At 73.4% G+C, this 24099-nt stretch carries 20 protein-coding genes; 8 read left to right on the top strand and 12 right to left on the bottom strand.

Annotation, left to right across the window (positions count from 1 at the left end; genetic code table 11):
- The first annotated feature begins 235 nt into the window (after positions 1 to 235).
- Complete coding sequence (locus tag MCM47_RS29610) at positions 236 to 985, top strand: DUF1963 domain-containing protein (protein ID WP_238864750.1); 750 nt, start codon at positions 236 to 238, stop codon at positions 983 to 985.
- A 54-nt stretch (positions 986 to 1039) separates the two neighbouring features.
- On the opposite strand, the gene MCM47_RS29605 is transcribed toward MCM47_RS29610, so the two are convergent.
- The 5 genes from MCM47_RS29605 to MCM47_RS29590 all read right to left on the bottom strand — a co-directional run bounded on the left by MCM47_RS29605 (position 1040) and on the right by MCM47_RS29590 (position 5768).
- Positions 1040 to 1531 carry a DUF1269 domain-containing protein gene (locus MCM47_RS29605; protein ID WP_238864749.1) on the bottom strand — a complete coding sequence of 164 codons (492 nt, stop codon included), beginning with the start codon at positions 1529 to 1531 and terminating at the stop codon, positions 1040 to 1042.
- A 292-nt stretch (positions 1532 to 1823) separates the two neighbouring features.
- The gene (locus MCM47_RS29600) at positions 1824 to 2894 is read right to left on the bottom strand and encodes a serine hydrolase (RefSeq protein ID WP_238864748.1); all 1071 of its coding nucleotides are present in this window, start codon (positions 2892 to 2894) and stop codon (positions 1824 to 1826) included.
- Between the two features lie 293 nt (positions 2895 to 3187).
- Positions 3188 to 4585 (bottom strand): FAD-binding oxidoreductase, encoded by a 1398-nt coding sequence (locus tag MCM47_RS29595; RefSeq protein ID WP_238864747.1) that lies wholly within the window; start codon positions 4583 to 4585, stop codon positions 3188 to 3190.
- 326 nt (positions 4586 to 4911) lie between these two features.
- Positions 4912 to 5016 carry a hypothetical protein gene (locus tag MCM47_RS44160; protein ID WP_374209230.1) on the bottom strand — a complete coding sequence of 35 codons (105 nt, stop codon included), beginning with the start codon at positions 5014 to 5016 and terminating at the stop codon, positions 4912 to 4914.
- A gap of 221 nt (positions 5017 to 5237) precedes the next feature.
- Positions 5238 to 5768 carry a GNAT family N-acetyltransferase gene (locus MCM47_RS29590; protein ID WP_238864746.1) on the bottom strand — a complete coding sequence of 177 codons (531 nt, stop codon included), beginning with the start codon at positions 5766 to 5768 and terminating at the stop codon, positions 5238 to 5240.
- A gap of 147 nt (positions 5769 to 5915) precedes the next feature.
- Here MCM47_RS29590 and MCM47_RS29585 point away from each other — a divergent pair, with 147 nt between their 5' ends.
- Positions 5916 to 6275, top strand: coding sequence for a zinc ribbon domain-containing protein YjdM (locus MCM47_RS29585; RefSeq protein WP_238864745.1), 360 nt, complete (start codon positions 5916 to 5918; stop codon positions 6273 to 6275).
- 147 nt (positions 6276 to 6422) lie between these two features.
- Here MCM47_RS29585 and MCM47_RS29580 read toward each other — a convergent pair whose 3' ends face one another.
- From MCM47_RS29580 to MCM47_RS29570, 3 genes are all read right to left on the bottom strand, one after another.
- Positions 6423 to 6992: an NADPH-dependent FMN reductase gene (locus MCM47_RS29580; RefSeq protein ID WP_238864744.1), complete on the bottom strand. Its 570-nt coding sequence runs from the start codon at positions 6990 to 6992 to the stop codon at positions 6423 to 6425.
- A gap of 183 nt (positions 6993 to 7175) precedes the next feature.
- Entirely contained in the window at positions 7176 to 7790 is a 615-nt protein-coding gene (locus tag MCM47_RS29575) for a TIGR03086 family metal-binding protein (protein WP_238864743.1), read from the bottom strand.
- A 316-nt stretch (positions 7791 to 8106) separates the two neighbouring features.
- Positions 8107 to 9690 carry an NAD(P)/FAD-dependent oxidoreductase gene (locus MCM47_RS29570; RefSeq protein WP_238864742.1) on the bottom strand — a complete coding sequence of 528 codons (1584 nt, stop codon included), beginning with the start codon at positions 9688 to 9690 and terminating at the stop codon, positions 8107 to 8109.
- A gap of 227 nt (positions 9691 to 9917) precedes the next feature.
- Between MCM47_RS29570 and MCM47_RS29565 the strand changes: the two genes are divergently transcribed.
- From MCM47_RS29565 to MCM47_RS29545, 5 genes are all read left to right on the top strand, one after another.
- A complete protein-coding gene (locus tag MCM47_RS29565; protein ID WP_238864741.1) occupies positions 9918 to 10961 on the top strand; it encodes a magnesium and cobalt transport protein CorA in 1044 nt (347 codons plus the stop codon).
- Positions 10962 to 11284: 323 nt separating this feature from the next.
- Complete coding sequence (locus MCM47_RS29560) at positions 11285 to 13414, top strand: SpoIIE family protein phosphatase (protein WP_238864740.1); 2130 nt, start codon at positions 11285 to 11287, stop codon at positions 13412 to 13414.
- Positions 13415 to 13668: 254 nt separating this feature from the next.
- On the top strand, positions 13669 to 14616 hold the full coding sequence (locus MCM47_RS29555; protein WP_238864739.1) for a polyphosphate kinase 2 family protein: 948 nt from the start codon (positions 13669 to 13671) through the stop codon (positions 14614 to 14616).
- Positions 14617 to 14678: 62 nt separating this feature from the next.
- A complete protein-coding gene (locus MCM47_RS29550) occupies positions 14679 to 17441 on the top strand; it encodes an HAD-IC family P-type ATPase (RefSeq protein WP_238864738.1) in 2763 nt (920 codons plus the stop codon).
- 52 nt (positions 17442 to 17493) lie between these two features.
- Positions 17494 to 19143: an alpha/beta hydrolase gene (locus MCM47_RS29545; protein ID WP_238864737.1), complete on the top strand. Its 1650-nt coding sequence runs from the start codon at positions 17494 to 17496 to the stop codon at positions 19141 to 19143.
- Positions 19144 to 19188: 45 nt separating this feature from the next.
- Here the strand turns inward: MCM47_RS29545 and MCM47_RS29540 are convergent, their stop codons facing one another.
- A complete protein-coding gene (locus tag MCM47_RS29540) occupies positions 19189 to 19680 on the bottom strand; it encodes an Lrp/AsnC family transcriptional regulator (protein WP_238864736.1) in 492 nt (163 codons plus the stop codon).
- Positions 19681 to 19860: 180 nt separating this feature from the next.
- Between MCM47_RS29540 and MCM47_RS29535 the strand changes: the two genes are divergently transcribed.
- Positions 19861 to 21534 (top strand): histidine decarboxylase, encoded by a 1674-nt coding sequence (locus tag MCM47_RS29535; RefSeq protein ID WP_238864735.1) that lies wholly within the window; start codon positions 19861 to 19863, stop codon positions 21532 to 21534.
- Between the two features lie 48 nt (positions 21535 to 21582).
- Here the strand turns inward: MCM47_RS29535 and MCM47_RS29530 are convergent, their stop codons facing one another.
- The 3 genes from MCM47_RS29530 to MCM47_RS29520 are packed head-to-tail and all read right to left on the bottom strand — an operon-like array spanning position 21583 to position 23987.
- Positions 21583 to 22329: a zf-HC2 domain-containing protein gene (locus MCM47_RS29530; protein ID WP_238864734.1), complete on the bottom strand. Its 747-nt coding sequence runs from the start codon at positions 22327 to 22329 to the stop codon at positions 21583 to 21585.
- A complete protein-coding gene (locus MCM47_RS29525) occupies positions 22326 to 22886 on the bottom strand; it encodes a sigma-70 family RNA polymerase sigma factor (protein ID WP_238864733.1) in 561 nt (186 codons plus the stop codon). The genes MCM47_RS29530 and MCM47_RS29525 overlap by 4 nt, the downstream gene beginning before the upstream one ends.
- Before the next feature lie 57 nt (positions 22887 to 22943).
- Positions 22944 to 23987 carry a DUF1996 domain-containing protein gene (locus MCM47_RS29520; RefSeq protein ID WP_238864732.1) on the bottom strand — a complete coding sequence of 348 codons (1044 nt, stop codon included), beginning with the start codon at positions 23985 to 23987 and terminating at the stop codon, positions 22944 to 22946.
- Positions 23988 to 24099: the final 112 nt, after the last annotated feature.

Below are 24099 nucleotides of genomic sequence, written 5' to 3'. Positions count from 1 at the left end.
CCGCCCGGACACCGCCCGATCCGGCTCCGACCAGGCTCCGACCAGGCCGTCTCCGCCGGACCGAGCCTGCTCCGACGCCCTGCCTGCCGTCCGGAACAAGCCGATTGTTGGACTCATCGGACTCCGAAACGTCGCCCCGTCACGCGCCAGCGCGTGACCCGCGCGCAGCCCAGCCCGCGTGCCGTCGCGCTGCGGGCCGACGGGCCTGTCAGGGGTCTCGCCTAGAGTCCCGCCCATGACGACCTTGATGATCGACGGCGGGCCGATCGAGGCGGATGCGGTGGTCACCCGCGTGGGCGGTGGGCCGCTGGCACCGGAGGGGACCGCGTGGCCCTACTGCTCCTCCTGCGGCGGACCGATGCAGTTCCTCGCACAGATCGTCCTGGACGACCTCGACCGCGAGAGCGACAGCGACAGCGGCGGGAGCGGGGGCGGGGGCGGCCCGAGCGCGCACTGCGGAGTGCTCGCCCTGTTCGCCTGCCAGAACGCCCCCGGCGAGTGCGCGGACTGGGACGCGTCCTCCGGGGGTAACCAGGCGCTGGTCTTCCCGGTGGACGGCCTCCAGCCGATACCGCTGCCCCGGCAGGGCGGCTCCGGGGACGGGCTCGAAGAGGCCGAGGACGACGACGGGGACGACGACGGGGACGACGAGCGCGCGGACGAGAGTGTGCTGTTCCTCGGTACGACCCGGGCCGTCGGCCTGGCGTGCGAGGAGGACCCCGACTACGGCCGGGCCCGCGCGGCGTGGGCGGCGAGGACCGGTCGTGCGACGTCGGCCGTGCTCGGCCGGCTCGGCGGTGACCCGGACTGGCTCCAGTACGACGAGACCCCGTCCTGTTCCTCCTGCGCCCGCCCGATGTCCTTCGTCGCCCAGCTCCAGGAGGGACCGGACCCGATCACCGCGATGAACTTCGGGGGCGGTGGCACGGCTTACGCCTTCGCCTGCGCACCCTGTGCCGGAGCCGCCTTCCTCTGGCAGTGCTGACGAGCCCGTGGCCCGGGCCGGAGGGGGCGCCGGCCGGGGGGCATGGGGCGCGGGCTACTCGCCCTCGGTGAAGGCCTCGCGCAGACGGGCCTCCTCGTCCGCCGAGAGGTTGGTCTCCAGCAGCTCGGCGTGCCATCCCTCGAACTCGGCCCTGATCCGGTCGAGGACGGCGTCCGTGGTCAGCGCGAACAGCGCGGAGGAGCCGGGCGTCACCTTCTCCCGCACCTGCTTGATGAAGGCGTCGTCGATGCCGAAGTTGGCGAGGTGGCCGCCCAGCGCGCCCGAGGCCGCGCCGACCGCCATGCCGAGCACGGGGACGAAGAAGATCATGCCGAGGAGGAAGCCCCAGAACGCGCCGCCCAGGGCGCACATGCCGGTCATGTCGCTCAGGTGGCGGGTCTTGGGCTTGCGGGCGCCCTCGGGCCAGCTGACCACGGCGCCGTCCTGGACCTTGATCAGCTCCTGGCGTTGCAGCCGCTTCAGGGTGTCGAGGGCCTCATCGGCCCCGCTCGCGGTGGGGAAACGCCACACCGTCAGGGTCGCCATTTCGACCTCCGGTCTCGACGGACGGACACGCACAACGGCCTCCATCCTCGGCCCGGCCCCCGGACGCCGCCACACGAAGCGGTCCACCCGGGCGGCCCACCCGTCGAGGTGTCGTCAGGGGCGCGGGCGGTGATGTCGCCGTGCGAGGTGGTGGCACGGACGTCGAGTCCGGCGCTGCCGTCGTTCCGCAGGCCGTTGCCGATGCGGCCGTGGGCGGTGCCGGCGTCCAGGGTGGCGGAGACGCCGGCGGCGGCGCCGACGGTGATGTCGCCGGTGGTGTCATGGCACCGCGTCAGTCGCACAGGGCTGCCACGTGCGCCTTCACCAGTCCCATGCTCCGCGGGGCGCTCTGCTCGCGCCTCAGATCGGCCCCGAGATCGAAGACGTTGCCGACGAGGACCAGCTGCCGCTCAGCGTCCACGGTGGTGAGCGAAACGCTGGTGAAGCCGGGGCCTCCGCCGTCGGTCTCCCAGACACCGATCCGCCTGGCGTCCGGCCCCGAGCCGCAGGGCAGGTCGAGGTACTGAACGCCGAGTCCGTACGCCGCCGGGCCGGGGGTGGGCACCGTGGTCAGGAGTTCGCGCTGCTGGGCGGGGCGCAGCAGCTTGCCGGTGAACAGGGCGCGGTGGAACCGGGCCAGGTCGTCGACCGTGGAGATCATGGCGCCGGCGGTCCAGTCGTACGACGGGCTGAACCGGGTGACGTCCTGTCCTTTGAGGTCGTAACCGTGCAGGTGAGGGCCGTGAATGGTCGGGTCGGTCAGTGGGAAGGAGGTGTCCTTCAGGCCGAGCGGGGCGAGGATCCGCCGGTGGATCTCGGCGGGTGCACTGTGGTGTGTGACGGCTTCGATCACCAGACCGGCGAGCAGGTAGTTGGTGTTGGAGTAAGCCCAGCCGCGGCCGGGCAGCGGCTCGTGCTGGACGGCACGGGCGATCACTTCCCGCGGGGTGTACACGTAGTCCCAGTCATGGCGCTCCAGGTAGGGCGCGAAGAACGCCGGCTCGGTGGTCGGGTCGTAGATGCGCGAGGTGTGGTTGAGCAGCTGCCGGACGGTGACCGCTCGGCCGTCGTCGCCGTTCCCCCGGACTACGCCGGGCAGCCACTTCTCCACGCTGTCGTCCAGTGAGAGCCGTCCCTCGCCCTCCAGCTGCAGGAGCACCGTCGAGACGAACGCCTTGGTGTTGCTGGCGATCCGGAACCGCTGGTCCGGCCGGGCCCGCTCGCCGGTCGCCGTGTCCGCGAGGCCGGCCGCTACCCGCGACTCCAGCCCTCCGCGCCTGGCGTACGCCACGACTCCGGGGAAGCCGTCCGCGACCGCCTGCTCGATGCCCTCCCTGAGGCCGGCGGACTGCGATGCCGGCACCGGCTCCGCAACGGCCGCAGCCGGGAGGAACCCCAACACCGCCAACGCACAAATTCCCACCCGCAGTGCTGCGGCCCTCGCGCGTGCCCTCATCGATCGCCCCTGTTCGTGGTGTCCGTCCTGTTCGCGTCCAGCGTGCCGGGCGGCCGCGCGGTCGGCCATCGTGCTGCCACCCGGGTCGGTAGGGCGGTTTTCCGCACCCCCGGCCTTCCTGGCCCTCACCCTCTGTGCAGGGCGAAGTCCCGGCGGCGGGCCCACGGTCGGAGACCCGGCGGGCCTTGCCGGTTGCACCCCTAGCTGTCGAAGCCGAGGCCGCAGCGGTCCAGGGTGCGCAGCCAGAGGTTGCGCCGGCCGGCGTCGGCGTCGGCGCGGGTGAGGGCCCACTGGGTGATGCCGATGCCGATCGAGCGGGCCGGCTCGGGCGGGAACGGCAGCGGCTTGCGGCGGACCAGCTCCAGTGCGGTGCGCTCGGTGCGGGCACCGGCCAGCAGGTCGAGCATGACCTCGGCGCCGAAGCGCGTGGCGCCGACGCCCAGGCCGGTGAAGCCGGCGGCGTAGGCGACGCGGCCGCCGTGCGAGAGGTCGAAGAAGGCGCTGAACCGGGTGCAGGTGTCGATCGCGCCGCCCCAGGCGTGGCTGAAGCGGACGCCCTCCAGCTGGGGGAAGGTCCGGAAGAAGTGCCGGGCGAGGGTGGCGAAGGTCTCCGGCCGCTGGTCGCGCTCGGCCCGCACCCGGCTGCGGAACTGGTGGACGACGTCGTACCCGCCGAACAGGATGCGGTTGTCGGCGGAGAGCCGGACGTAGTGGAAGTGGTTGGCGCTGTCGGCGAAGCCCTGGCGGTGCTTCCAGCCGACCGAGGCGAGCTGCTGCCCGGTCAGCGGTTCGGTCATCAGCGCGTAGTCGTAGACCGGCACCGTGTACGGGCGGTGGCGGCGCAGCAGCGAGGGGAACGCGTTGGTGGCGAGCGCGACGCGGCGCGCGCCGACGCGGCCGTACGGGGTGCGGACGGTGATCCCGCGCGGGGAGTCGGTGAGCCCGGTGGCCGGGGTGTGCTCGTGGATGCACACGCCCAGGTCGAGACAGGCCTGCTTGAGGCCCCAGGCGAGGCGGGCGGGGTTGAGCATGGCGACGCCCTCGCGGTCCCAGAGTGCGCCGAGGAAGGTGGGGGAGTCGATCTCGGCGCGGACGGCCTCGCGGTCGAGGACGTCGGGCCGGCTTCCGTACCGGGCGGCGAGTTCGGCGAACTCGTGCAGGCCCTCGACCTGGTACGGCTCGGTGGCGACGACGAGGGAGCCGGTGCGCTCCCAGTTGCAGTCGATGCCGTGGCGCTCGACGGTGTCCTCCATGGCCTGGAGGTTGGCGGCGCCGAGCCGCTCCAGGGTGGCGAGTTCGCCGGGCCAGCGCTGGTGCCCGTTGGCGAGGCCGTGGGTGAGGCTGGCCTCGCAGAAGCCGCCGTTGCGGCCGGAGGCGGCCCAGCCGACCTCCTGGGCCTCGATCAGCACCACGTTCAGGGCGGGGTCGCGCTCCTTGGCGATCAGGGCGGTCCACAGGCCGCTGTAGCCGCCGCCGACCACCAGCAGGTCGCACCGGACGTCCCCGACCAGGGCGGGGGCGGGGGTGGGCCGCCGGGGGTCGTCCAGCCAGAACGGTACGGGCTGGGCGTCCTGGAGGGCGTGGACGGGGTCGGCCATGGGGGTGGCTCCTTCGGTGCGTGGGGGTTCGGGCCTCCGGATGCCGCCATCAGACCGCCGGGCCGACCTCAAGGTCAATGGCGTTGACATAAGGCTGTCCCGGCTCGCCGCCGCTCCGCGGTGGCCGGCTCAGCCCCGCCACTCCTCCGCCAGCAGTCCGAGTACCACCTGGTCCGTGAACTCCCCGCAGGCCCAGACCGAGACCGTCCGCCCGGTCTCGAGGGGTGCGGACGCAGGCTGAGTGCTGGACGGGTAAGGGTCCGGGCCCGCGACGGGGGTTGCGTCGCGAGCCCGGGGTGTGTGTGACCTGTATCAGCCGAGGGCCGTCAGGCGGTGCTGACGTAGAGCTTCCAGCGCTGGTTGGCGTTGCCGTTGCACTGCCAGAGACCGGGGACGGTCCCGTTGGCGTCGTTCCAGCCGGGCAGCTCCAGACAGGCGTTGGCGGTGGGGTTTTACAGCGAGCCGTCGCCTCGCAGCGTCCAGATCTGACCGGCAGCGCCGGTGCAGTCCATGATGGCGAGCGGAGTGCCCCAGCCGAGCTGGTTGTCACGAGTGGACACGCAGCGTCCGCCGGTGCGCAGAGTGCCGTCGGAGGGCAGGCCGAGCGGCGGGTGACCCGGACCGGGTCGCCCGCCGCCCCGCGGTGGCCGGCTCAGCCCCGCCACTCCTCCGCCAGCAGTCCGAGTACCACCTGGTCCGCGAACTCCCCGCAGGCCCAGGCCGAGCGGCGGAGCGTGCCCTCGGTGGTGAAGCCGGCCGCCGTGGCGGCGCGGACCATCGGCGCGTTGTCCGCGAGGGTCTCCAGCTGTAGCCGGTTCAGGCCGAGGACCGTGAAGCCGAAGCGGCAGAGCACTCGCAGGACGTCCGCGGCGAACCCGCGCCCCCGGTGGGCCGGCCGCAGTGCGATGCCCAGGTGGGCGGTCCGGTTGTGGGTGTCGATGCCCCAGAGCAGGGCCTCGCCGGCCAGTTCCCCCGAGGCCGTCTCGACCACGGAGAAGCAGGCGGCCTCGTCGGAGGCCCCGGAGACCGCGTACGGCGACTGCGTCGACCCCGGTGGGATGGGCCGCCAGGCTCGGGAGTCGGCCCGTGAGCGGGTCGCGACGTCGTCGTAGAGCTCGGCCTGGAGCACGGGGACGTCGGTCTCGTGCCGGGCTCGGAGGGTGATGTGGGCGCCTTGTAGCATGTCACATTGCTAGCATCGTGAGCTCGTCGGAGCCACGGGTTTTCGCGGGCCCGGCTTGGCGGCCGAGCTGTCCGGAGAGGGTGCGCTGTGGGCCCGCGTACCCCCTGACCACGGGAAACGCCCTCCCGGCGTGGATATCCTGAAAGCATGAGCGACGAACTCCCCCCGTGCCCGCAGTGCGCGGGCCAGTACACCTATGAGATGAACGGCCTCATGGTCTGCCCCGAGTGCGGCCACGAGTGGATGCCCGGCGACGGCGGCGAGGCCTCCTCCGCCGGGGCCGGCGAGCGGGTGATCAAGGACGCGGTCGGCAACGTGCTGGCCGACGGCGACACCGTGACAGTCATCAAGGCCCTCAAGGTCAAGGGCAGCGTCTCGGGCATCAAGGCGGGCACCAAGGTGCGCAACATCCGCCTGGTGGACGGCGTCGAGGGCCACGACATCGACTGCCGCATCGAAGGCTTCGGCGCCATGCAGCTCAAGTCGAGTGTGGTCAAGAAGGCCTGATCCGCGCCAGGGCCCGATCGTTGCCGGCCTCGGCGGTGCGGCGGGCTGCGGTAGGCGTGCGGGAAGGCTGTGCCTGGCGCAGTGAAGCCCTGCCCCGGCCTCCTCGTGCGGAGGCCGGGGCAGGGTGCGCCGGTCCGGGGTGTCCGGTCAGGCGGCGGCGCGCAGGGGGGCCAGTGCGGCGCTCCACGCGAGCAGTTCGTCGACGAGTTTCTGCAACTCCCCGACGTGCTGCTCCCGCGGCTCGAACTTCGTGAAGTCGACGAAGTCCTCCCGCAGCGAGAGCGCCAACTGCGGCCCGATGTCCGCCATCTGCAGCCGGCCGGCCTGCGCCCGCAGCTCCTGCACCGCCAGTACGGCGCCGAAGGAGCCGTAGCCGACGTACGCGACCGCCTTGCGCGTCCACTCCCGGTACAGGTAGTCGACGGCGTTCTGCAGGGGCGCCGGGGCGCCGCAGTTGTACTCGGGCGTCACGACGATGTACGCGTCGCAGGCGCCGACCCGCTCCGCCCACCGGACGGTGTGCGGCTTCCCGCCCGGCGCGACGAGCGCGGGAAGCGGCTCGTCCAGCAGCGGAAGGTCGAACTCCTTCAGGTCGAGCACGTCGAGGGACGCCCGGTCGCCCGCGTGCCGTTCGGCCAGTTCCCGCACCCACGCGGCGACCTGCTCGCCGTTCCGGCCCGGCCGGGTGCTGCCGATGATGATGCCGATCTTCGTCATCCCACGTTCTCCTCTTCCGAGTCGGTGTCGCACCTTCTGGGACGAGACGGCGCGGCCGGCTGTGACACGGTGTCGTGCCACAGCCGGCCGCGCTGTCGCCGCCGGGTTCTCGTGGGTGCTTCCGACGCCGTCGAGGACGGGACGGGCGGGACGGGCGAGACGGACGGGACGGTGCGCCGGTGGTCAGCGGAGTCGTTCGGCGGACCACTGCGGGTCGCGGCCGGTGAAGGCGAGCAGCAGCTCCTGGGCGTCGGCGCCCGGTGGGGTGGTGCGCGGCGGGTCGAACCGGCCGGTGCCGGCGAGGTTCCGGTAGTTCCGGAACTCCGCGAGCGCGTACCGGGCGGCGCCCGGCGGCATGGGGCCGCGCTCGCCCAGGGCCCGGGCGAGGTCCCAGCTGTGCACGACGGTCTCGGCGGTCAACTCGCGGGCGTAGCCGCCCACATCGCGCATCCCGTACGGCACGTGGACCAGCAGGTCCAGGGCGCCGGGCTGGTTGATGGCGCGAACGGCGGTGTCGACGGCCATCGTCCACACGCCGAGGGGGTTGCGGCCCAGGACGTCGCCCTCGAAACGGCGGCCGATCTGCTCCGGGGCGTAGCCGGCCACCGCCTGGCAGACCCAGAGGTGCTGTGCTGCGAGGTGGTTGACCAGGTTGCGGACGTCCCAGTCCCGGCACGGGGTTGGCGCCGCCCACTGCTCCTCGGTGACGGATTGCACCAGACGGGTCACCTCCGCCCCGGCCGTCGCGTACTGCTCGCGGACTTCGGTGTGGAATCCGTACGGGTGTGGGCAAGCCATCGCCGGGCCTCCCTTTCCTGCCCTGCTCACTCCAGTAAACCGCTACGGGGAGTGACATGCCAGGCTTCCGGGCCAAGGGTCCGCGGTGACGGCGGACGGTGACCGCCGTGCCACCCTGGGCGTTCAGTTCGGCCTGCCGGCGGGGGAGTTGGACCGATCCGGTGGACACTCGGTCACCGGATCGGTCACCCGCCGTGTCCGTCCGCGGGCAGGCCCACGGGTCCGCCGGCAGGCCGACGGGGCCGCGGGCAGGGCGACGGGTCCGCCGGCAGGCCGACAGGTCCGGCGGTCGCCCGGCCGGGCGGTTCGAGCAGCGCTAGCCGGCCAGTTCCTCCAGCACCGCCTGCGCCGCGTTGTGCCCGGGGATGCCGCTGACGCCTCCGCCGCGGACCGCTCCTGCGCCGCACAGCAGCACGTTCGGGTGCGCCGTCGCCACACCCCAGCGCGCCGCGGCACCGTCCGGGCTCCCTGCCGCGAAGGGGAATTCGAGGTCCCGGTGGAAGATGTGCCCGCCCGGCAGGCCGATCTCCCGCTCCAGGTCCGGCGGCGTCTTGGCTTCCACGCAGGGGCGCCCGGCGTCGTCGGTCGCCAGACAGTCGGCGATCGGCTCGGCCAGGACCGCGTCGAGCTGCGCCAGGCTCGCCGCCAGGGCGCGCTCCTTGGCCGCCGGGTCGGCGAACAGCCGCGCGGGCATGTGCAGTCCGAACAGCGTCAGGGTCTGGAACCCCTGCCGGACGGCCTCCGGCCCGAGGATCGAGGTGTCGGTCAGGGTGTGGCAGTAGATCTCGGACGGCGGCGCCGAGGGGATCCGCCCGGCCTCCGCCTCCGTGTAGGCGGTCTCCAACTGCCGGTAGCCCTCGGCGATGTGGAAGGTGCCGGCGAAGGCGTCCCGTGGATCGACGGCGGTGTCCCTCAGCCGGGGCAGCCGGCGCAGCACCATGTTGACCTTCAGCTGGGCGCCTTCGGGCGCCGGCCCCGGACCGGGCTCCTCGCCGAGCAGGCCGGTCAGTACCGCCGGGGCGGCGTTCACGAGCACCCGCCGGCCCACCGCCGTCTCCTCGCCGTCATGATGACGGTACGTCACCTCTGCGTCGCCGTTCCCGTCGGTGGCGATCGCGGTGACCTCGCAGCCGGTCCGGATCTCCGCGCCGGCCGCCCGCGCCGCCTCGGCCAGTGCGCCGGTCACCGCGCCCATCCCGCCGACCGGGACGTCCCAGTCGCCCGTGCCGTTGCCGATCACGTGGTAGAGGAAGCAGCGGTTCTGCCGCAGCGCGGGGTCGTGGGCGTGGGTGAAGGTGCCGATCAGCGCGTCCGTCAGCACCACGCCGCGCACCAGGTCGTCGGCGAAGGTCCGCTCGATCGTCTCGCCGAGCGGTCGTTCGAACAGGGCTTCCCAGGCGGCGTCGTCCGCGACCAGCCGGCGCAGCTCGGCGCGGGAGGGCAGCGGCTCGGTGAGCGTGGGGAACAGCCGGCGGGCGATCCGTCCGGTCGTCCCGTAGAAGCGCTGCCATGCCTCCCACTCCCGGTCCGCCCCGGTCAGTGCCCGGAACGACTCCCGCGTCCGGCCCGGGTCGGAGGCGTCCACCAGCAGCCCGGTGGGCTTCCCGTCCCGGACAACGGGCGTGTAGGAGGAGATCCGGCGCCGCCGCAGGTCGAGCCGGAGCCCCAGGTCGCGCACCACCTTCCGCGGCAGCAGGCTCACCAGGTACGAGTAGCGGGACAGCCGGGCGTCCACTCCCGCGAACGCCTGGGCCGACACCGCCGCTCCGCCGACCTGCGGCAACCGTTCCAGCACCAGCACCCGGAGGCCGGCCCGGGCGAGGTACGCCGCCGCCACCAGCCCGTTGTGCCCACCACCGACGATCACGGCGTCGTGCCGCGCGGACGAGTTCGCGTTCACGCGGCCACGCTACGGCACCGGGGAGGCCCGGGGAACCAGGCGTGCGGGCCCCGGTCGGCACCGCCCCGCGGCCGGCCGGGCGAGGACCGGAGAGGGCTGCGGGCCAGGACCGGAGGGATCGCGGATCCGGACCGGAGGGATCGCGGACCCGAGCGGAGAGGGCCGTGCACCGGATCGGCGGGATCATCGGAAGAGGGCGGCAGCGGCCGGACGCGAGGAGGAAGGCCATGATCGTCGACTGCGCGCACTATCGCGACGGACGCCGGCAGCACGAGGGTCCGATGCCGCTTGAGGAGGCGGCGGCGCGCTGCACCCAGGGCGGCTTCGTCTGGCTGGGCATGTTCGAGCCGGGGGAGGAGGAGCTGGCCAAGGTCCGCGAGAGCTTCGGGCTGCACGAGCTCGCCGTGGAGGACGCCCAGGCCTACCACCTGCGGCCGAAGGCCGAGCAGTACGAGGACGGCACGGAGCTGATCATCCTGCGCACCGCGCGCTACGACGACGAGCGCGAGGAGGTCGACACCGGCGAGATCAGCGTCTTCCTCGCCGAACACTTCGTGATCACCGTCCGCCAAGGGGTCGCCAGCGAGCTGGCCGGCGCGCGCAGCCGGCTGGAGCGCCGGCCCGAGCTGCTGCGGACCGGCAGCGCGTCCACGCTCTGGGCGATCCTCGACCAGGTCGTGGACGGCTACGCGCCGGTCGTCACCGAGCTCGAACGCGACATCGAGCAGATCGAGGCCACGGTGTTCTCCGGCACGGTCGCCCCGACCGAGCGGATCTACTTCCTGCGTCGCGAGGCCACCGACTTCTACCGTGCCGTGCACCCGTTGCTCGGCGTGTTGGGCCGCCGGCTGGAGACCGGCAGGGCGCCGACCGAGCTCCTGCCGTACCTGCGCGACGTGCACGACCACCTGTTGCTGGTCAACGAGGAGGTCGCGGCCCAGCGCGACCTGCTGGCGACCGTCCTGGAGGCGAACATCGCGGTCATCTCGGTCGAGCAGAACCGGATCAACCTCCGGCAGAGCGCCACGATGGAACGGCTCACGATCGTCGCGACCGTGTTCCTGCCGCTGTCCTTCGTGGTCGGCTTCTTCGGGCAGAACTTCGCGTGGCTGGTCGGCCACATCAGCGGATTCGCGGAGTTCCTCGTGCTCAGTGTCTGCGGTCTGGTGCTGCCCTGCGTGCTGCTGACCGTCTGGCTCCGCCGGCAGCGGCGTGCGGCGGCGCCGCCGGTGCCGGGGGTGGGCAACGGGCGGGCCGAACGGAACTCGTGACCCCGCCCGTCCACCCACGCCCCCCGCCCGCGCCGCCCACGCCCCCCGCCCACGCCCCCCGCCCACGCCCCCCGCCCACGCCCCCCGCCCGCGCCCCCCGCCCGCGCCCCCCGCCCGCGCCCCCCGCCCGCGCCGTCCGCGCGCGCCACCCACGTCGACCGCCCACCCGCGCCGCCCGTGTGGACGCTCCCGGCCCTCCGGCCCTCCGGCCGCCCGGCCGGCAACGGGACGGATGGCACCCGGCCGGGCCAGTATGGAGGGAGGCTACGGGCTCACTCGTCGGTTCGAACGGGGTTCGCTCGAATGGGGTTCTAGTGGTAGGCATGTCACGGGGTCCGTCCTCGGAGCCCGCGCCCGAGGCCGCCGAGGCGACGGCGGGGCGCGGCGCCGAGCTGGTGGCGCAGATCCTGCGGTCGGTGCCGGAACGCCTCGGCGCGCACATGGGCGGCCTGTACCTGTTCTCGGACGACCGGCAGCTGCTCGAGCTCGTCATGACGTTCGGGGCCGCCCGGCAGTTCACCAGACCGTGGCAGCACGTCGGCATGACCGTGCCGATCCCGGTGGTCGACGCGGCGCGCGACGGCCGGGTCGTCTGGGTGGGCGGCGCCGAGGAGATGGCGCGCCGTTACCCGCGGGTCGCGGTCGCCATGCCGTACGCGTTCTGCCTCGCCGCCGTCCCGCTGGTCGCGCGGGGCACGACGTACGGGGCGCTCTTCCTGCTCTGGCCCGGCGCGCACCCCTCGGAGCTGGCGCCCCGCGAACGCGACGCGCTGGATCAGCTCGCCCGGGGGCTGACGGAGGTCCTGGCGGAGGCGGCCCGGGCGGGCCGTCCGGTCCGGCCCGGCCCGATCCCCGTGGTGGCGGAGAACCGGTCCGCAGACCCCCTCGCCACCATGTCGGCCCGGCTGCCCGAGGGCGTCTGCGACATCGACCTGGACGGCCGGCTGGCCGCGGTCACCCCCACCGCGGCGGAGCTGCTGGGCGAGCCGGTGGAGAAGCTGCTGGGCGCGCGGCTGTGGTCGGTGCTGCGCTGGCTGCGCGATCCGGTGTACGAGTACCACTACCGGGCGGCGGTGATCGGCGGTCAGCCCACCTCCTTCGTCGCGCTGCGGCCGCCGGACCGGTGGCTGTCGTTCCGGCTGTTCCCCGACGCCTCCGGGGTCACCGTGCAGATCGCCGCCGCCGACGTCGCCCGGCCGGACGGACAGGGCGAGCGGCCCGCCGAGCGGACGGTGCACACCCGGCCCGGGGCGCTCTACCACCTGCTCCACCTCGCCAGCGCGCTGACGGAGGCCATCAGCGTGCAGGACGTGGTGACGATGGTCTCCGAACAGATCCTGCCGGGCTTCGGCGGCCAGGCCGTCGCCGTCCTGATGGCCGAGGGGGGCCGTTTGCGCATCGCGGGCCACCGCGGCTACCCGGCCGGGCTGGTCGACCAGTTCGACGGCACGTCGCTGAGCGAGTCCACGCCCGGCGTCCAGGCGTCGACCAACCCGGTGCCCGCGTTCTTCGAGACCCGCGCGGAGCTGGAACGGCTCTACCCGGACCGCCACGAGACCCAGGACGGCATGGCCGCCTGGGCCTACCTGCCGCTGGTGACCTCGCGCCGCCTGATCGGCACCTGCGTGCTGGCCTTCGCCGAGCCGCACCGCTTCGACACGGAGGAGCGCGCCGTCCTCACCTCGCTCGGCGGTCTGATCGCCCAGGCCCTGGACCGCGCCCGGCTGTACGACACCAAACTGGTCCTCGCGCACGGCCTGCAGGAGAGCCTGCTGCCCCGGGCGCTGCCCGCCGTCCCGAGCCTGGACATCAGCGCCCGCTACCTCCCGTGCACGGAGGACATGGACGTCGGCGGCGACTTCTACGACCTCATCCGGGTCGGGCCGGACTCCGTGGCCGTCGTCATCGGTGACGTCCAGGGCCACAACGTGAACGCCGCCGCGCTGATGGGCCAGGTCCGCACCGCGGTCCGCGCCTTCGCCGCGGCCGACGCCGACCCGAGCACCGTGCTGACCCGTACCAACCGCCTGCTGGCCGACCTCGACACCGCCCTGCTGGCCAGCTGCACCTACTTCTGCGTCGACCTCGTCCGCCGCGAGGCCTGGCTGGCCAGCGCCGGCCACCCGGTGCCGCTGCTCTACGGCCCGGACGGCCGGGCGCGCGCCCTGGAACCGCTCACCGGTGTGGTGCTGAACGTCGACCCCGCCGCCGAGTACCCGCAGATCCGGATCGACCTGCCGATCGGCACCACCCTGGTCCTGTACACCGACGGCCTCATCGACGCCCCCGGCACCGACCCAGACCAGGCGGTCGCCGGCCTGATCGCCACACTGGCCCGCTACGGCCGCGAACCGCTCGACCGTCTCGCCGACGCCCTCATCGGCCGAGCCGGCCAGGCCGACCACCGCACCGACGACATCGCCCTGCTCCTGGTGCGCTCCGTGCCCCGATAGGGCCTCTCCTCCGGATCCTGTCGCCCGCCCGGCAGGATCCGAGAGAGAGGCCCTGGACCCGCCGGCCCGGTGCCCGGAACGGGCGCCGCAACCCGGATGGCCCAGCACGGTTGCCGGCCGCCGCCGCAGGTCCGAGGGTGGCAACGGGTCACCGGGATCGCCGGCCGCGGGCGGTGCGGACCGGCCGCGGCGCCCGGTGCTCCGGGCCGTCGGGGGGCGTTACCGGCCGGACCGACGAGAGGGTGGTGCGGGCGATGGCGGACAGGCGGACGGCCGAGCGCATAGCGGAGTTCATCGAGCCGTTGCGGGTGGAGCCGGGGGCGACGGTGGACCTCGCGCGGGACTTCGACCCGCGCTACAAGGCGGGACTGAGGAAGCGGGACGGCGCGGAGCTGCTCCGCGCCGGGGTGGAGCTGCTGGCGGAGTACCAGGCGCGGCTGGCCGCCCAGGACACCCACGGGGTGCTGCTCTGCCTCCAGGCGCTCGACGCGGGCGGCAAGGACGGGACGATCCGCCACGTCATGAGCGGGGTGAACCCGCAGGGCGTGCACGTGAGCAGTTTCAAGGTGCCGTCCGCGGAGGAGCTCGACCACGACTACCTGTGGCGGTACGCGCAGCGGCTGCCGGCCCGCGGGGACATCGCCATCTTCAACCGGTCGCACTACGAGGAGGTCCTGGTGGTGCGCGTCCACCCGGAGAACCTCGACCGGCAGCGGCTGCCGGCGGAGGCGCGCGGCCGGGAGATCTGGCGCCGCCGCTTCCGCGAGATCAACGACTGGGAGCGTTACCTCACCGACAACGGGTTCAAGGTGGTGAAGGTCTTCCTGAACCTCTCCGAGGAGGAGCAGCGCATCCGCTTCCTGAAGCGGATCGACCTGCCGGAGAAGAACTGGAAGTTCTCCGCGGCCGACATCCGCGAGCGCGCGCACTGGGACGAGTACCAGGAGGCGTTCTCCGAGATGCTGTCGGCCACCAGCACGCCCTGGGCCCCCTGGTACGTGGTGCCGGCCGACCGCAAGTGGTTCGCCCGCATCTGCGCCGCGGCGGTGCTCGCGCACACCCTGATGGAGATCGATCCGCAGTACCCGACGGTCGGCCGGGCGGCCCTGAAGGAGCTCCGGGCCGCCAAGCGGCAGCTGGAGGCCGAGGCCCCGCACGGCGCCGAGCGCGACCCGTACGCGGCGCGCCACCGGGCCGGCTGAGCGGTCCGGCCGAGTGGTCCGGCCGCCGGGCCGGTACCGGACCCGGACAGGAGGAGCGAGAGATGGCCGAGCCGACCGAGCCGCCGGGAGCGGATGCCGGGACACCGTGGTACGCACGGTCCGCCGAGGAGACCGCCGCCCGGCTCGGGGTGGATCCGTCCACGGGGCTGAGCGCCGCCCGGGCGGCCGGGCTGCTCGCCGCGAACGGGCCGAACGCGCTGCCGGAGGAGCGGCCGAGGCCCGGCTGGCTGCGTTTCCTCGACCAGTACCGCAGCTACATGCAGCTCATCCTGGTGGCGGCCGCGGTGGTCTCGCTGGTGATCGGGGAGTGGTCCACCGGCATCCTGCTCGTCGTCCTGACGTTGTTCAACGCGGTGGTGGGCCTGCGCCAGGAGGGCAAGGCCGAGAGCGCGATGAACGCGCTGAAGTCGATGATGAAGGCGACCGCCCGGGTCCGGCGGGACGGCGCCGAGTCGGAGATCCCGGCCGAGGGGCTGGTCGTGGGCGACGTCGTGCTCGTCTCGGCGGGCGACCAGGTGCCGGCGGACGGGCGGATCGTGCGGGCCACCGCCCTGCAGATCGACGAGTCGGCGCTGACCGGTGAGAGCGTGCCGGCGGTGAAGGACACCGGCATCGTGCCGGGGGAGCGGCTGGCGCCGGGCGAGCAGTCGAACATGGCGTTCATGAACACCCCGGTCACCCACGGCAGCGGACTGCTCGTGATCACCGCGACCGGCTCCGCCACCGAGCTGGGCAAGATCTCCGGGATGCTCTCGGCGACGGAGAAGGAGCAGTCGCCGCTCACCCGCGAGCTCAACACCCTGACGCTGTGGATCGCGGGCGCGGCCGGACTGACCATGGTCGTGATGTTCGCGCTGGGCCGCAGCCGCGGGCAGGCGTGGGACGCCCTGTTCGTGAGCGCCGTGTCGCTGGCCATCGCCGCCATTCCGGAGGCGCTGCCGACCGTCAGCCAGGTCATCCTCTCGGTCGGCAGCCTCAGCCTGGCCAGACGCAACGCGATCGTGAAGGAACTGCCCTCCGTCGAGACGCTCGGCTTCACCTCGGCGATCAACTCGGACAAGACCGGCACCCTGACGATGAACCAGGTCACCGTCGTCGAGGTGCTCAGCCCCACCGACCGCTACACCGTCTCCGGCACCGGCTACCGCCTCGACGGCCGGATCCACCACGTCGCGGGGGCCTCGGCGGACGTCGAGGGCGCCGTCCTGCCGTTCCTGATCGCCAACGACGCCCAGCTGGTGGACGGCGAGGTGGTGGGCGATCCCACCGAGGGTGCGCTGCTCGTGCTCGGGCACAAGGCCGGGCTGGACATCGAGGCGAGCCGCGAGCGGTACCCGCGGCTCGCCACGCTGCCGTTCGACCCGACCTACAAGCTGATGGCGGTCTTCACCGACGCGGTGGACGCGGGCGGCCGGCGGGTGGTGCGGTGCTTCGTCAAGGGCGCCGCGCCCGCGGTGACGTCGCGGGCCACCACGGCGCTCGCCGAAGGGACGGGCATCGCCTGGGACGCGGACCTGCGCGGGCGCGCCGAGGCGCAGGTCGCCCGGATGGGCGCCGAGGGCCGCCGGGTGATGGCCGCAGCGTTCCGGGACCTCGACCCGGCGGACTTCGACCCCGAGGGCGACCTGCTGGGCTACGTCACCGGGTTGCGGATGACCAGCCTGGTCGGCATGGTCGACCCGCCGCGCGCGGAGTCCAAGGACGCCGTCGCCAGCGCGCAGGCCGCCCACATCCGGGTCCGCATGGTGACGGGCGACGACGTGACCACCGGCGCGGCCATCGCCCGGCAGCTCGGCATCCCCGGCGAGGCCGTGCTCGGTGCGGACTTCGCGGCGCTGCCCGAGCACGAGCGGCTGGCCCGGATCGACGGCATCGGCGTGGTCGGCCGGGTGGCACCGGAGCACAAGGTGCTGCTCGCCGACACGCTCAAGAAGAAGGGCGACGTGGTCGCGATGACCGGCGACGGCGTCAACGACGCGCCGGCGATCAAGGCCGCCGACATCGGCATCGCGATGGGCAGCGGCACCGACGTGGCCAAGAACGCCAGCCGGATGGTGCTCGCCGACGACAACTTCGCCACCATCGTGCACGCCGTGGCGGAGGGCCGGAAGCTCTACGACAACCTGACCAAGTACATCCGCTTCGTCCTCCTGCTGCTGGTCGCCTTCGTGCTGACCTTCCTCGGCGCCACCGTCCTCGACATCGCGGCCGGCGAGCCGTTCACCCCGCCGCAGGTGCTCTGGATCCACTTCGTGGTCAACGCCCCGTTCGGCTTCGCGCTCGGCTTCGACCGGGAGAGCCCGGGGCTGATGGCGCGCACCCCGCGCCCGCGCGGCGAGTCGGTGCTGACCAGGCCCGTGGTGGTCACCGTGGGGCTGGCCGGGCTGGCGGTCACGGCCGCGCTGCTCGGTTTGATCAAGCTGGGGGAGCGTCACTACGGCAGCGTTCACATCGGCAACTCGATCGCGTTCACCGCCTTCGCGCTCTGCCTGATCGTGGCGGCGTTCGAGTGCCGCAGCGAACGTGCGTCGGCGCTGAGCACGCACACCTTCGACAGCAAGCAGATGAACCTGGCGGCCCTGGCGGAGTTCGTCCTGGCGGTGCTGGTGACGCAGACGGACGCGTTCCGCCGCATCCTCGGCACCACCGAGCTCGACGCCCGGCAGTTCGGCTGGGCGCTGCTGGCCGCGCTCGCGCTGCTGCTGCTCTGGGAAGTGGGCAAGTTCCTCGCCCGCCGCCGTGGGCCCCTCCTGCCGGCCGGCGGGCAAGGGGGGCCCAACTCCCCGTCCATCACAGCTTCGTAACGTCCGGTCAGTACTGTAGATGTGATATTGCACATATCACATCATGCTCCCCATGAGAAAAGTCATCGCCCTGCTCTCGGCCGCCGTGGCCGTCGCCGCGTTCGGCGGCGCGGCCGCCGACGCCGAGCCCGTCGGCCCCGACGCGGTGGCCGCCGCCCCCGAGGACACCGGGCAGGGGAAGCTCGTCTGGAGCTCCTGCAACGACCCCGCCACGCCCGCGCTCCAGTGCGCGTTGCTGGAGGTCCCGGTCGACTACGCGGACCCGCACGGCCGCAAGATCAAGATCAAGGTCGACCGGCTCCCGGCCACCGCCCCCAAGGAGAAGCAGCAGGGCCCGATCCTGCTCAACCCCGGCGGACCCGGGATCTCCGGCCTCTGGATGCCCGCCTCCCTCTCCGGCCAGCTCCCGGCGGACGTCGCCTCGACCTACGACTGGATCGGCTTCGACCCGCGCGGCACCAACGGCAGCGAGCCCCACGTCGTCTGCGACCCCCACTACTTCGAGGCCGAGCGGCCCGACTACCAGGTGGACCGGGGTACGACGAAGGCCTGGCTGTCGAAGGCGGCCGGGTACGCCGCCGACTGCGCGGCCGACTGGTCCTGGCTGCTGCCGCACATGACCACCGTCGACAGCGCGCGCGACATGGACAGCATCCGCCGGGCGCTCGGAGCGCGCCGGATCAGCTTCTACGGCGGCTCCTGGGGCACCTCGCTGGGCTCCACCTACGGCCAGCTCTTCCCCTCGCGCGTCAAGCGGATGGTCCTCGACAGCATCGTGGGCCCGACGATCAGCTGGTACGACCACAACATCCTCCAGGACAAGGAGCACCAGCGCCGCTTCGAGGCCTTCGCGGCCTGGACGGCCAAGGCCGACGCGGTCTACCACCTCGGCACCGACCCGGCCGGCGTCGTCCAGGCGTACTACCGGGTCCAGGACGCCCTGCGGGCCGAGCCGGTGGCGGCCGACCCCGCCCCCGGCAGGATCGGCCCGGCCGAACTGGACGACACCTTCTACAGCGGTGGCTACAACTTCCTGCGCTGGCCGCGGATGGCCACCGTGCTCTCGGCCTTCGTGAACCAGCACGACACCCGGCCGCTGTCCATCGCCTACAACCGCTACGCCGCGCCCGGCGCCGACGACGGCGCCTTCCCGGCGTACAACGCGACGCAGTGCACCGAGAACGCCTGGCCGCGGGACTGGGAGTTCTGGAAGAAGGACCAGGCAGCGGTGAACGCCGTGGCGCCCTTCTACACCTATAACAACATGTGGTACAACGCCGCCTGCATGTTCTGGCCCTACCAGGGCAATCAGGCGGGCCGGCTGAAGATCACCGGCAAGGGCCTGCCGCCCGTGCTGCTCTTCCAGGCCACCGAGGACGCCGCCACCCCCTACGAAGGCGGTCTCGCCATGCGCGACGCACTGCCCGGTTCGAAGCTGGTCGTCCAGACCGGCGGCAGCTTCCACGAGATCCTCTTCCGCGGCAACGCCTGCCTGGACGACACCTTCACCGCCTACCTCCGGGACGGCAGCCTGCCCAAGGGCGACGGCCGGATCGCCAAGACCTGCGCCCCCACCCCGGAGCCCGCCCCGGTCCTCGTCACCCCGCCGCCGGCGGCCACCGCCAAGACGGCCACGGCCGGCGCGGACGCGGCCCCGCTCGCGCCGACCGACCCCGAGGCGGTCCGCGGCGTCCTCCGGTAGCCGGCCGGCAGCGGCCGCCCGCCGGGGCGGCCGCTGCCGGGGACCTCACCGCTCGGGGGCGAGGTAGCGGCGGCCCGGTATCTGCTCGAAGATCAGATTGGTCCGGGTCTGGGCGACCGCCGGATGGGTGGTCAGGTGGTCGACGACGAAGTCGCGCAGCGCCTCGGGGCCGGCGACGCCGACGTGCAGCAGGTAGTCGTCGGAGCCCGCCATGTGGAAGACCGCCAGCACCCCCGGCAGGTCGGGGGCGGTGCTGCGGAAGCTCTCGTTCTGCTCGCGGGTGTGCGCCCGGAGCCGGACCGAGATCATCGCCTGCAGCGGAAGGCCGATCGCCGCCGGGTCGACCTCGGCCCGGAAGCCCCGGATGATCCCGCGCTCCTGGAGCGCGCGCACCCGGGCCAGGCAGGTCGAGGGGGCGATGCCCACCGCCTCGGCGAGGGCGTTGTTCGGCAACCGGGCGTTGTCGGCCAGAGCGCGGATGATCGCCCGGTCGACGTCGTCGACGGGCGCCCGGCGGGGCTGCGGATTGTTCGGCACGGCTCCCAGGATTCCAGCCGATTCCGTGGATTCGCAAGATCGTGCGGGCTGCGGCCGAATGATGTTCGGAGACCCTTCCCTCCGGTGGCGAGAAGTTCCATCCTGGGGCGCGAGCGGCGAACGCCCTCCGCCGTTCCCGCCCACGGGCCGGCCGACCTGTGACCCCGGAGTGCCGCAGCCATGAGCCCCACCGCCACCTTCGCCGCCGCGCCCGCCGCCGCGCCCGCCGTCGACCCGGGTGCGGAGCTGGACGACCGGGACTTCGTGCTCCCCGCCGCAGGCCTCGACGACGACCAGCGGCTGCGCGCCCTGGACACGGTGGACGAGTACCTGACGCGCAAGCGCCGGCACCTGATGGGCTACCAGGCCACCCAGGACATCCAGGGCACCGCGCTGGACCTGGCCCGGTTCATGCCGAACAACATCAACAACCTCGGCGACCCGTTCCAGAGCGGCGGCTACAAGCCGAACACCAAGGTGATCGAACGCTCGGTGCTCGACTACTACGCGAAGCTGTGGCACGCCGAGCGCCCGCACGACCCCGCCGACCCCGAGTCGTACTGGGGCTACATGCTCTCCATGGGCTCCACCGAGGGCAACATGTACGCGCTCTGGAACGCCCGGGACTACCTGAGCGGCAAGGCGCTGATCCAGCCGCCGGCCGCACCCTTCGACGCCCTGCGGTACGTCCAGGCGGCGCCCGACCGGGACAACCCGAACGCCCACCGCCCGGTGGCCTTCTACTCCGAGGACACCCACTACTCCTTCGCCAAGGCCGTCCGCGTCCTGGGCGTCGAGACCTTCCACGCCGTCGGCCTGGAGAAGTACGCCGACGAGTGCCCGCTGGTCGACCCCGCCACCGGCCGCCGCGAGTGGCCCACCGAGGTGCCCTCCGCGCCGGGCCCCTCGGGCCGCTCCTGGGACGGCCCCGGCGAGATCGACGTCGACGCCCTGGCCGTGCTGGTCGAGTTCTTCGCCGCGAAGGGCCACCCGGTCTTCGTCAACCTGAACCTCGGCAGCACCTTCAAGGGCGCCCACGACGACGTCCGGCGGGTCTGCGAGCGGCTGCTGCCGATCTTCGAGCGGCACGGCCTGGTCCGCCGCGAGGTGGTCCACGGCAAGGACCCGCGCACCGGCGAGCCGCTGGTCGACGTCCGCCGCGGCTTCTGGATCCACGTGGACGGCGCGCTGGGCGCCGGCTACGCGCCGTTCCTGCGCATGGCCGCCCAGGACCCGGATGCGTACGGCTGGGCCCCCGAGGTCGAGCTGCCGGAGTTCGACTTCGGCATCCGGCTGCCCACCGCGGAGCTCGGCGACGTCGACATGGTCTCCTCGATCGCGATGAGCGGCCACAAGTGGCCCGGCGCGCCGTGGCCGTGCGGCATCTACATGACGAAGGTGAAGTACCAGATCTCCCCGCCCTCGCAGCCGGACTACATCGGCGCACCCGACACCACCTTCGCCGGCTCCCGCAACGGCTTCTCCCCGCTGGTGCTCTGGGACCACCTGTCCCGGCACTCCTACCAGGACCAGGTGGACCGCATACGCGGCGCCCAGGAGCTGGCCGGCTACCTGGAGGGCCGCCTGCGGACGATGGAGCGGGAGCTGGGCGTCGAGCTCTGGCCGGCCCGCACTCCGGGCGCCGTCACCGTGCGGTTCCGCCAGCCCAGCCCGGAGCTGGTGGCCAAGTGGTCGCTCTCCTCCCAGGACGTGCTGATGGTCCCGGGCGACGAGTCCACCCGCCGCAGCTACGTGCACGTCTTCGTGATGCCCTCGGTCGACCGGGAGAAGCTGGATGCCCTGCTGGCGGAGCTCGCCGAGGACCGGGTGATCCTGGCCGGGCCCTCCCTGTAGTGCGCCGAGGGGGCCGGGCGGTCGGAGGACCGCCCGGCCCCTGCCCGCCTACACCGGCACCGTCACGAAGGTGCGGCCCGCATCGTTCACCACCGAGACCGACGCGACGTCGTCCGGCGCCACCAGCGCCGAGCCGTCCAGGGACGTGCCCTTCTCGGCGCCGGCCGGGGAGACCAGCCAGCTCCCGGCGTCCACCTTCGCCCCGCTCCTGCCGTTGACCACCAGGCGGCAGCGCTGACCCGCCGGGATCCCGGTGACCGCCGCGCTCACCCGCACCCAGCCCATCGCCGGGGTGACCGTCAGTGTCATCCGGGCGCCCGTGGACGGCTCCGTCACCGAGGCGGTCCGGGTGCCCGCCGGGGGCGGTGCGACCGTCGCGGACGACGGGGCCGGACCGACCGCCACCGGCGGCTGGTCGGACACCGTGCTCCGGCCCAGCGACACGCCCGCGGCCAGCACCGCCGCGGCGGCGGCCACCGCGGCCACACCGGTCCAGGCCCGGCGTCGCAGGACGGCCGACCCCCGCTCCGCCCGTGCCTGCCGCAGGGTCCGCTGCAACAGCAGATCGCCGCCCTCGGGCGGCCCGTCCACCAGGATCTCGGGCGGCACCTCGCCCAGGACGCGCTCCAGTTCCTGCAACTCGGCCACCTCCTGGGCACAGGGCGCGCAGCCGGCCAGGTGCCGCTCGACCGCCGCCGCGTCCGCCGGCTCCAGCGCACCCAGGACATAGGCGCCGACGAGCTCCGCGTTCCGCTCGTGCTGCTCCGTGTTCGTTCCGTGCTGTTCCGTGCTCACACCGCCACCTCCTTCAACGTCCCGGCCTTGCCGGCGTACGACCGCTTGAGCGCCCGCAGCGCGTAGTGCGCACGCGACTTGACCGTCCCGGCCGGCACGCCCAGCTGCTCCGCGGCCTCGGCGACCGACAGTTGCTGGAAGTAGATCGACCGCAGCACGTCCCGGTGCTCGGGCGAGAGCTGTTCGAGGGCCTCCGTCATCACCAGCGCCTCCACCACGCCCTCGGCGTGGTCGCGCTGCACCGGCACGGTGGCCGACTGCTCGGACACCTCGGCGACCTCGACGGGGCGCGCGGCCCTGGCCCGGAACCGGTCGGTGATCAGGTTCCGCTCCACCGTCAGCAGCCAGCTGCGCACCGAGCCCCGGGCCTCGGTGAGGGCCTCGGGGTTCCGCCAGGCGCGGATCAGGGTCTCCTGCACCGCGTCCTCGGCCGCGGCCCGGTCACCCGTGAGCCGGATGGCGTACGCGAGCAGCGCACCGCCGTGTTGCTCGTAGAGCGTTCTGATCAGTGCCTCGTCGGCCGCGCCGCGCTGTGTCGCGGGTCGTGTCCTCGCCATCCGCCATTCCTCCGTCGTGGGGTGCCACGCAGAGCACGTACGCGGCGGCCTTCCGGTTCAACCGGATTCCCGGCAGCTGCGATTCTGGTTCAGACAGGCCACCAGCGCCGCCATCCGGTCGTCGGTCATGACGCCGATGAAGACCCCGTGGTCGGTGCGCGGGCTGTGGTGCTGCTCGGGGAAGGCGTCCACGGCGAACGCCCGGCCGGGCGGGGGCCGGTAGCCGAGGGTGACCCGGAGGTGGGGGACCGGGAAGGTCCGGGGCGGGCAGACCCCGGTGGCGGAGGGGAACACCGCATGGGCGCGGTGGTCGGGGCTGTCCGTGCCGCGGCCGTCCCAGCAGCTGGGGAAGTCGAGGGTGCGGGTGAGCAGGCTGCCGGCGGGGCAGAGCGGGTAGCGGTCGGTCGTCCGGTCGGGGTAGCCGGTGCAGCCCCACCGCGCCCTGGCGTCCGCGCCGCCGTCGGTGGCCGCGGTGGGATCGCCCTCCAGCAGCCGTAGGAAGCGCGGCATCGGTACGACCTTGCTCCACGGGTTGCCGCGGAACTCGACGGTGACCGTCTCGGGGACGAGGATCTCGCCCGCGTTGCCGTGCCCGCCGGGGCCGTCCTGGCCGTGGTCCCCGCCGTGCCCGGCGGCCGTACCTCCGCCGCGGTCGGTCCTGCGCAGCACCGGCCAGTAGTAGCTGGAGCGGTCGCCGCCGGTGCAGGTCGTCCCGGCGGCGGCGAGGGACGCGTCGGTGGCCAGGGCGTCGGTGGACAGGTTGCCGACGTAGTCGTGGACGTGGTGGGCGCCGCCCACGACTCCCGGCGAGATCACCACGTTGTCGCTGTTGCGGTGCCCCTCCAGGTTGCGGCCGCAGTCCTCGGTGGACGAGCCCGTGGAGGCGTCCGGGCCGGACTCCTCCGGCGCGGGCTCACCGCCGGCGGCGCCGGCGGCGTGGACGGCTCGGACGGCGCCGATGTCGACGTAGTCGCCGGACTCCGCGGCCTCCGGCCAGAGGCGCACCGTCAGGAGGGAGAGCGCGAGGACGAGGCAGAGCAGGACGCCGAACGGGAGGACGGCGCCCGCCGACCAGCGGTGATCACGAACCAGGTGCAGCACCGCGACAGTCTCGCGGGGGGCCGCCGCGGAGGCAAGCGCGCTCCCGAGGAGCCGCCCACCTCCCGCGACCACCGCTGTGCTGCGGGCCGGCCGGTCCGGTGGGTCGCCGTCC

The sequence above is a fragment of the Kitasatospora sp. A2-31 genome (assembly GCF_022288725.1).
In the GTDB taxonomy this organism is placed as follows: Bacteria; Actinomycetota; Actinomycetes; order Streptomycetales; family Streptomycetaceae; genus Kitasatospora.
Note: the sequence above shows the minus strand (reverse complement) of the source record. Positions and strands in the feature narration are given on the sequence as shown.

Bases quoted from the DNA above. Each gene is read 5' to 3' on its own strand.
- MCM47_RS29580 (WP_238864744.1), bottom strand. From the start codon at position 6,992: ATGACGAAGATCGGCATCATCATCGGCAGCACCCGGCCGGGCCGGAAC.
- MCM47_RS29560 (WP_238864740.1), top strand. From the start codon at position 11,285: ATGTCACGGGGTCCGTCCTCGGAGCCCGCGCCCGAGGCCGCCGAGGCG.
- MCM47_RS29575 (WP_238864743.1), bottom strand. From the start codon at position 7,790: ATGGCTTGCCCACACCCGTACGGATTCCACACCGAAGTCCGCGAGCAG.
- MCM47_RS29555 (WP_238864739.1), top strand. From the start codon at position 13,669: ATGGCGGACAGGCGGACGGCCGAGCGCATAGCGGAGTTCATCGAGCCG.
- MCM47_RS29590 (WP_238864746.1), bottom strand. From the start codon at position 5,768: ATGCTACAAGGCGCCCACATCACCCTCCGAGCCCGGCACGAGACCGAC.
- MCM47_RS29550 (WP_238864738.1), top strand. From the start codon at position 14,679: ATGGCCGAGCCGACCGAGCCGCCGGGAGCGGATGCCGGGACACCGTGG.
- MCM47_RS29545 (WP_238864737.1), top strand. From the start codon at position 17,494: ATGAGAAAAGTCATCGCCCTGCTCTCGGCCGCCGTGGCCGTCGCCGCG.
- MCM47_RS29585 (WP_238864745.1), top strand. From the start codon at position 5,916: ATGAGCGACGAACTCCCCCCGTGCCCGCAGTGCGCGGGCCAGTACACC.
- MCM47_RS29565 (WP_238864741.1), top strand. From the start codon at position 9,918: ATGATCGTCGACTGCGCGCACTATCGCGACGGACGCCGGCAGCACGAG.
- MCM47_RS29605 (WP_238864749.1), bottom strand. From the start codon at position 1,531: ATGGCGACCCTGACGGTGTGGCGTTTCCCCACCGCGAGCGGGGCCGAT.
- MCM47_RS29525 (WP_238864733.1), bottom strand. From the start codon at position 22,886: ATGGCGAGGACACGACCCGCGACACAGCGCGGCGCGGCCGACGAGGCA.
- MCM47_RS29595 (WP_238864747.1), bottom strand. From the start codon at position 4,585: ATGGCCGACCCCGTCCACGCCCTCCAGGACGCCCAGCCCGTACCGTTC.
- MCM47_RS29610 (WP_238864750.1), top strand. From the start codon at position 236: ATGACGACCTTGATGATCGACGGCGGGCCGATCGAGGCGGATGCGGTG.
- MCM47_RS29535 (WP_238864735.1), top strand. From the start codon at position 19,861: ATGAGCCCCACCGCCACCTTCGCCGCCGCGCCCGCCGCCGCGCCCGCC.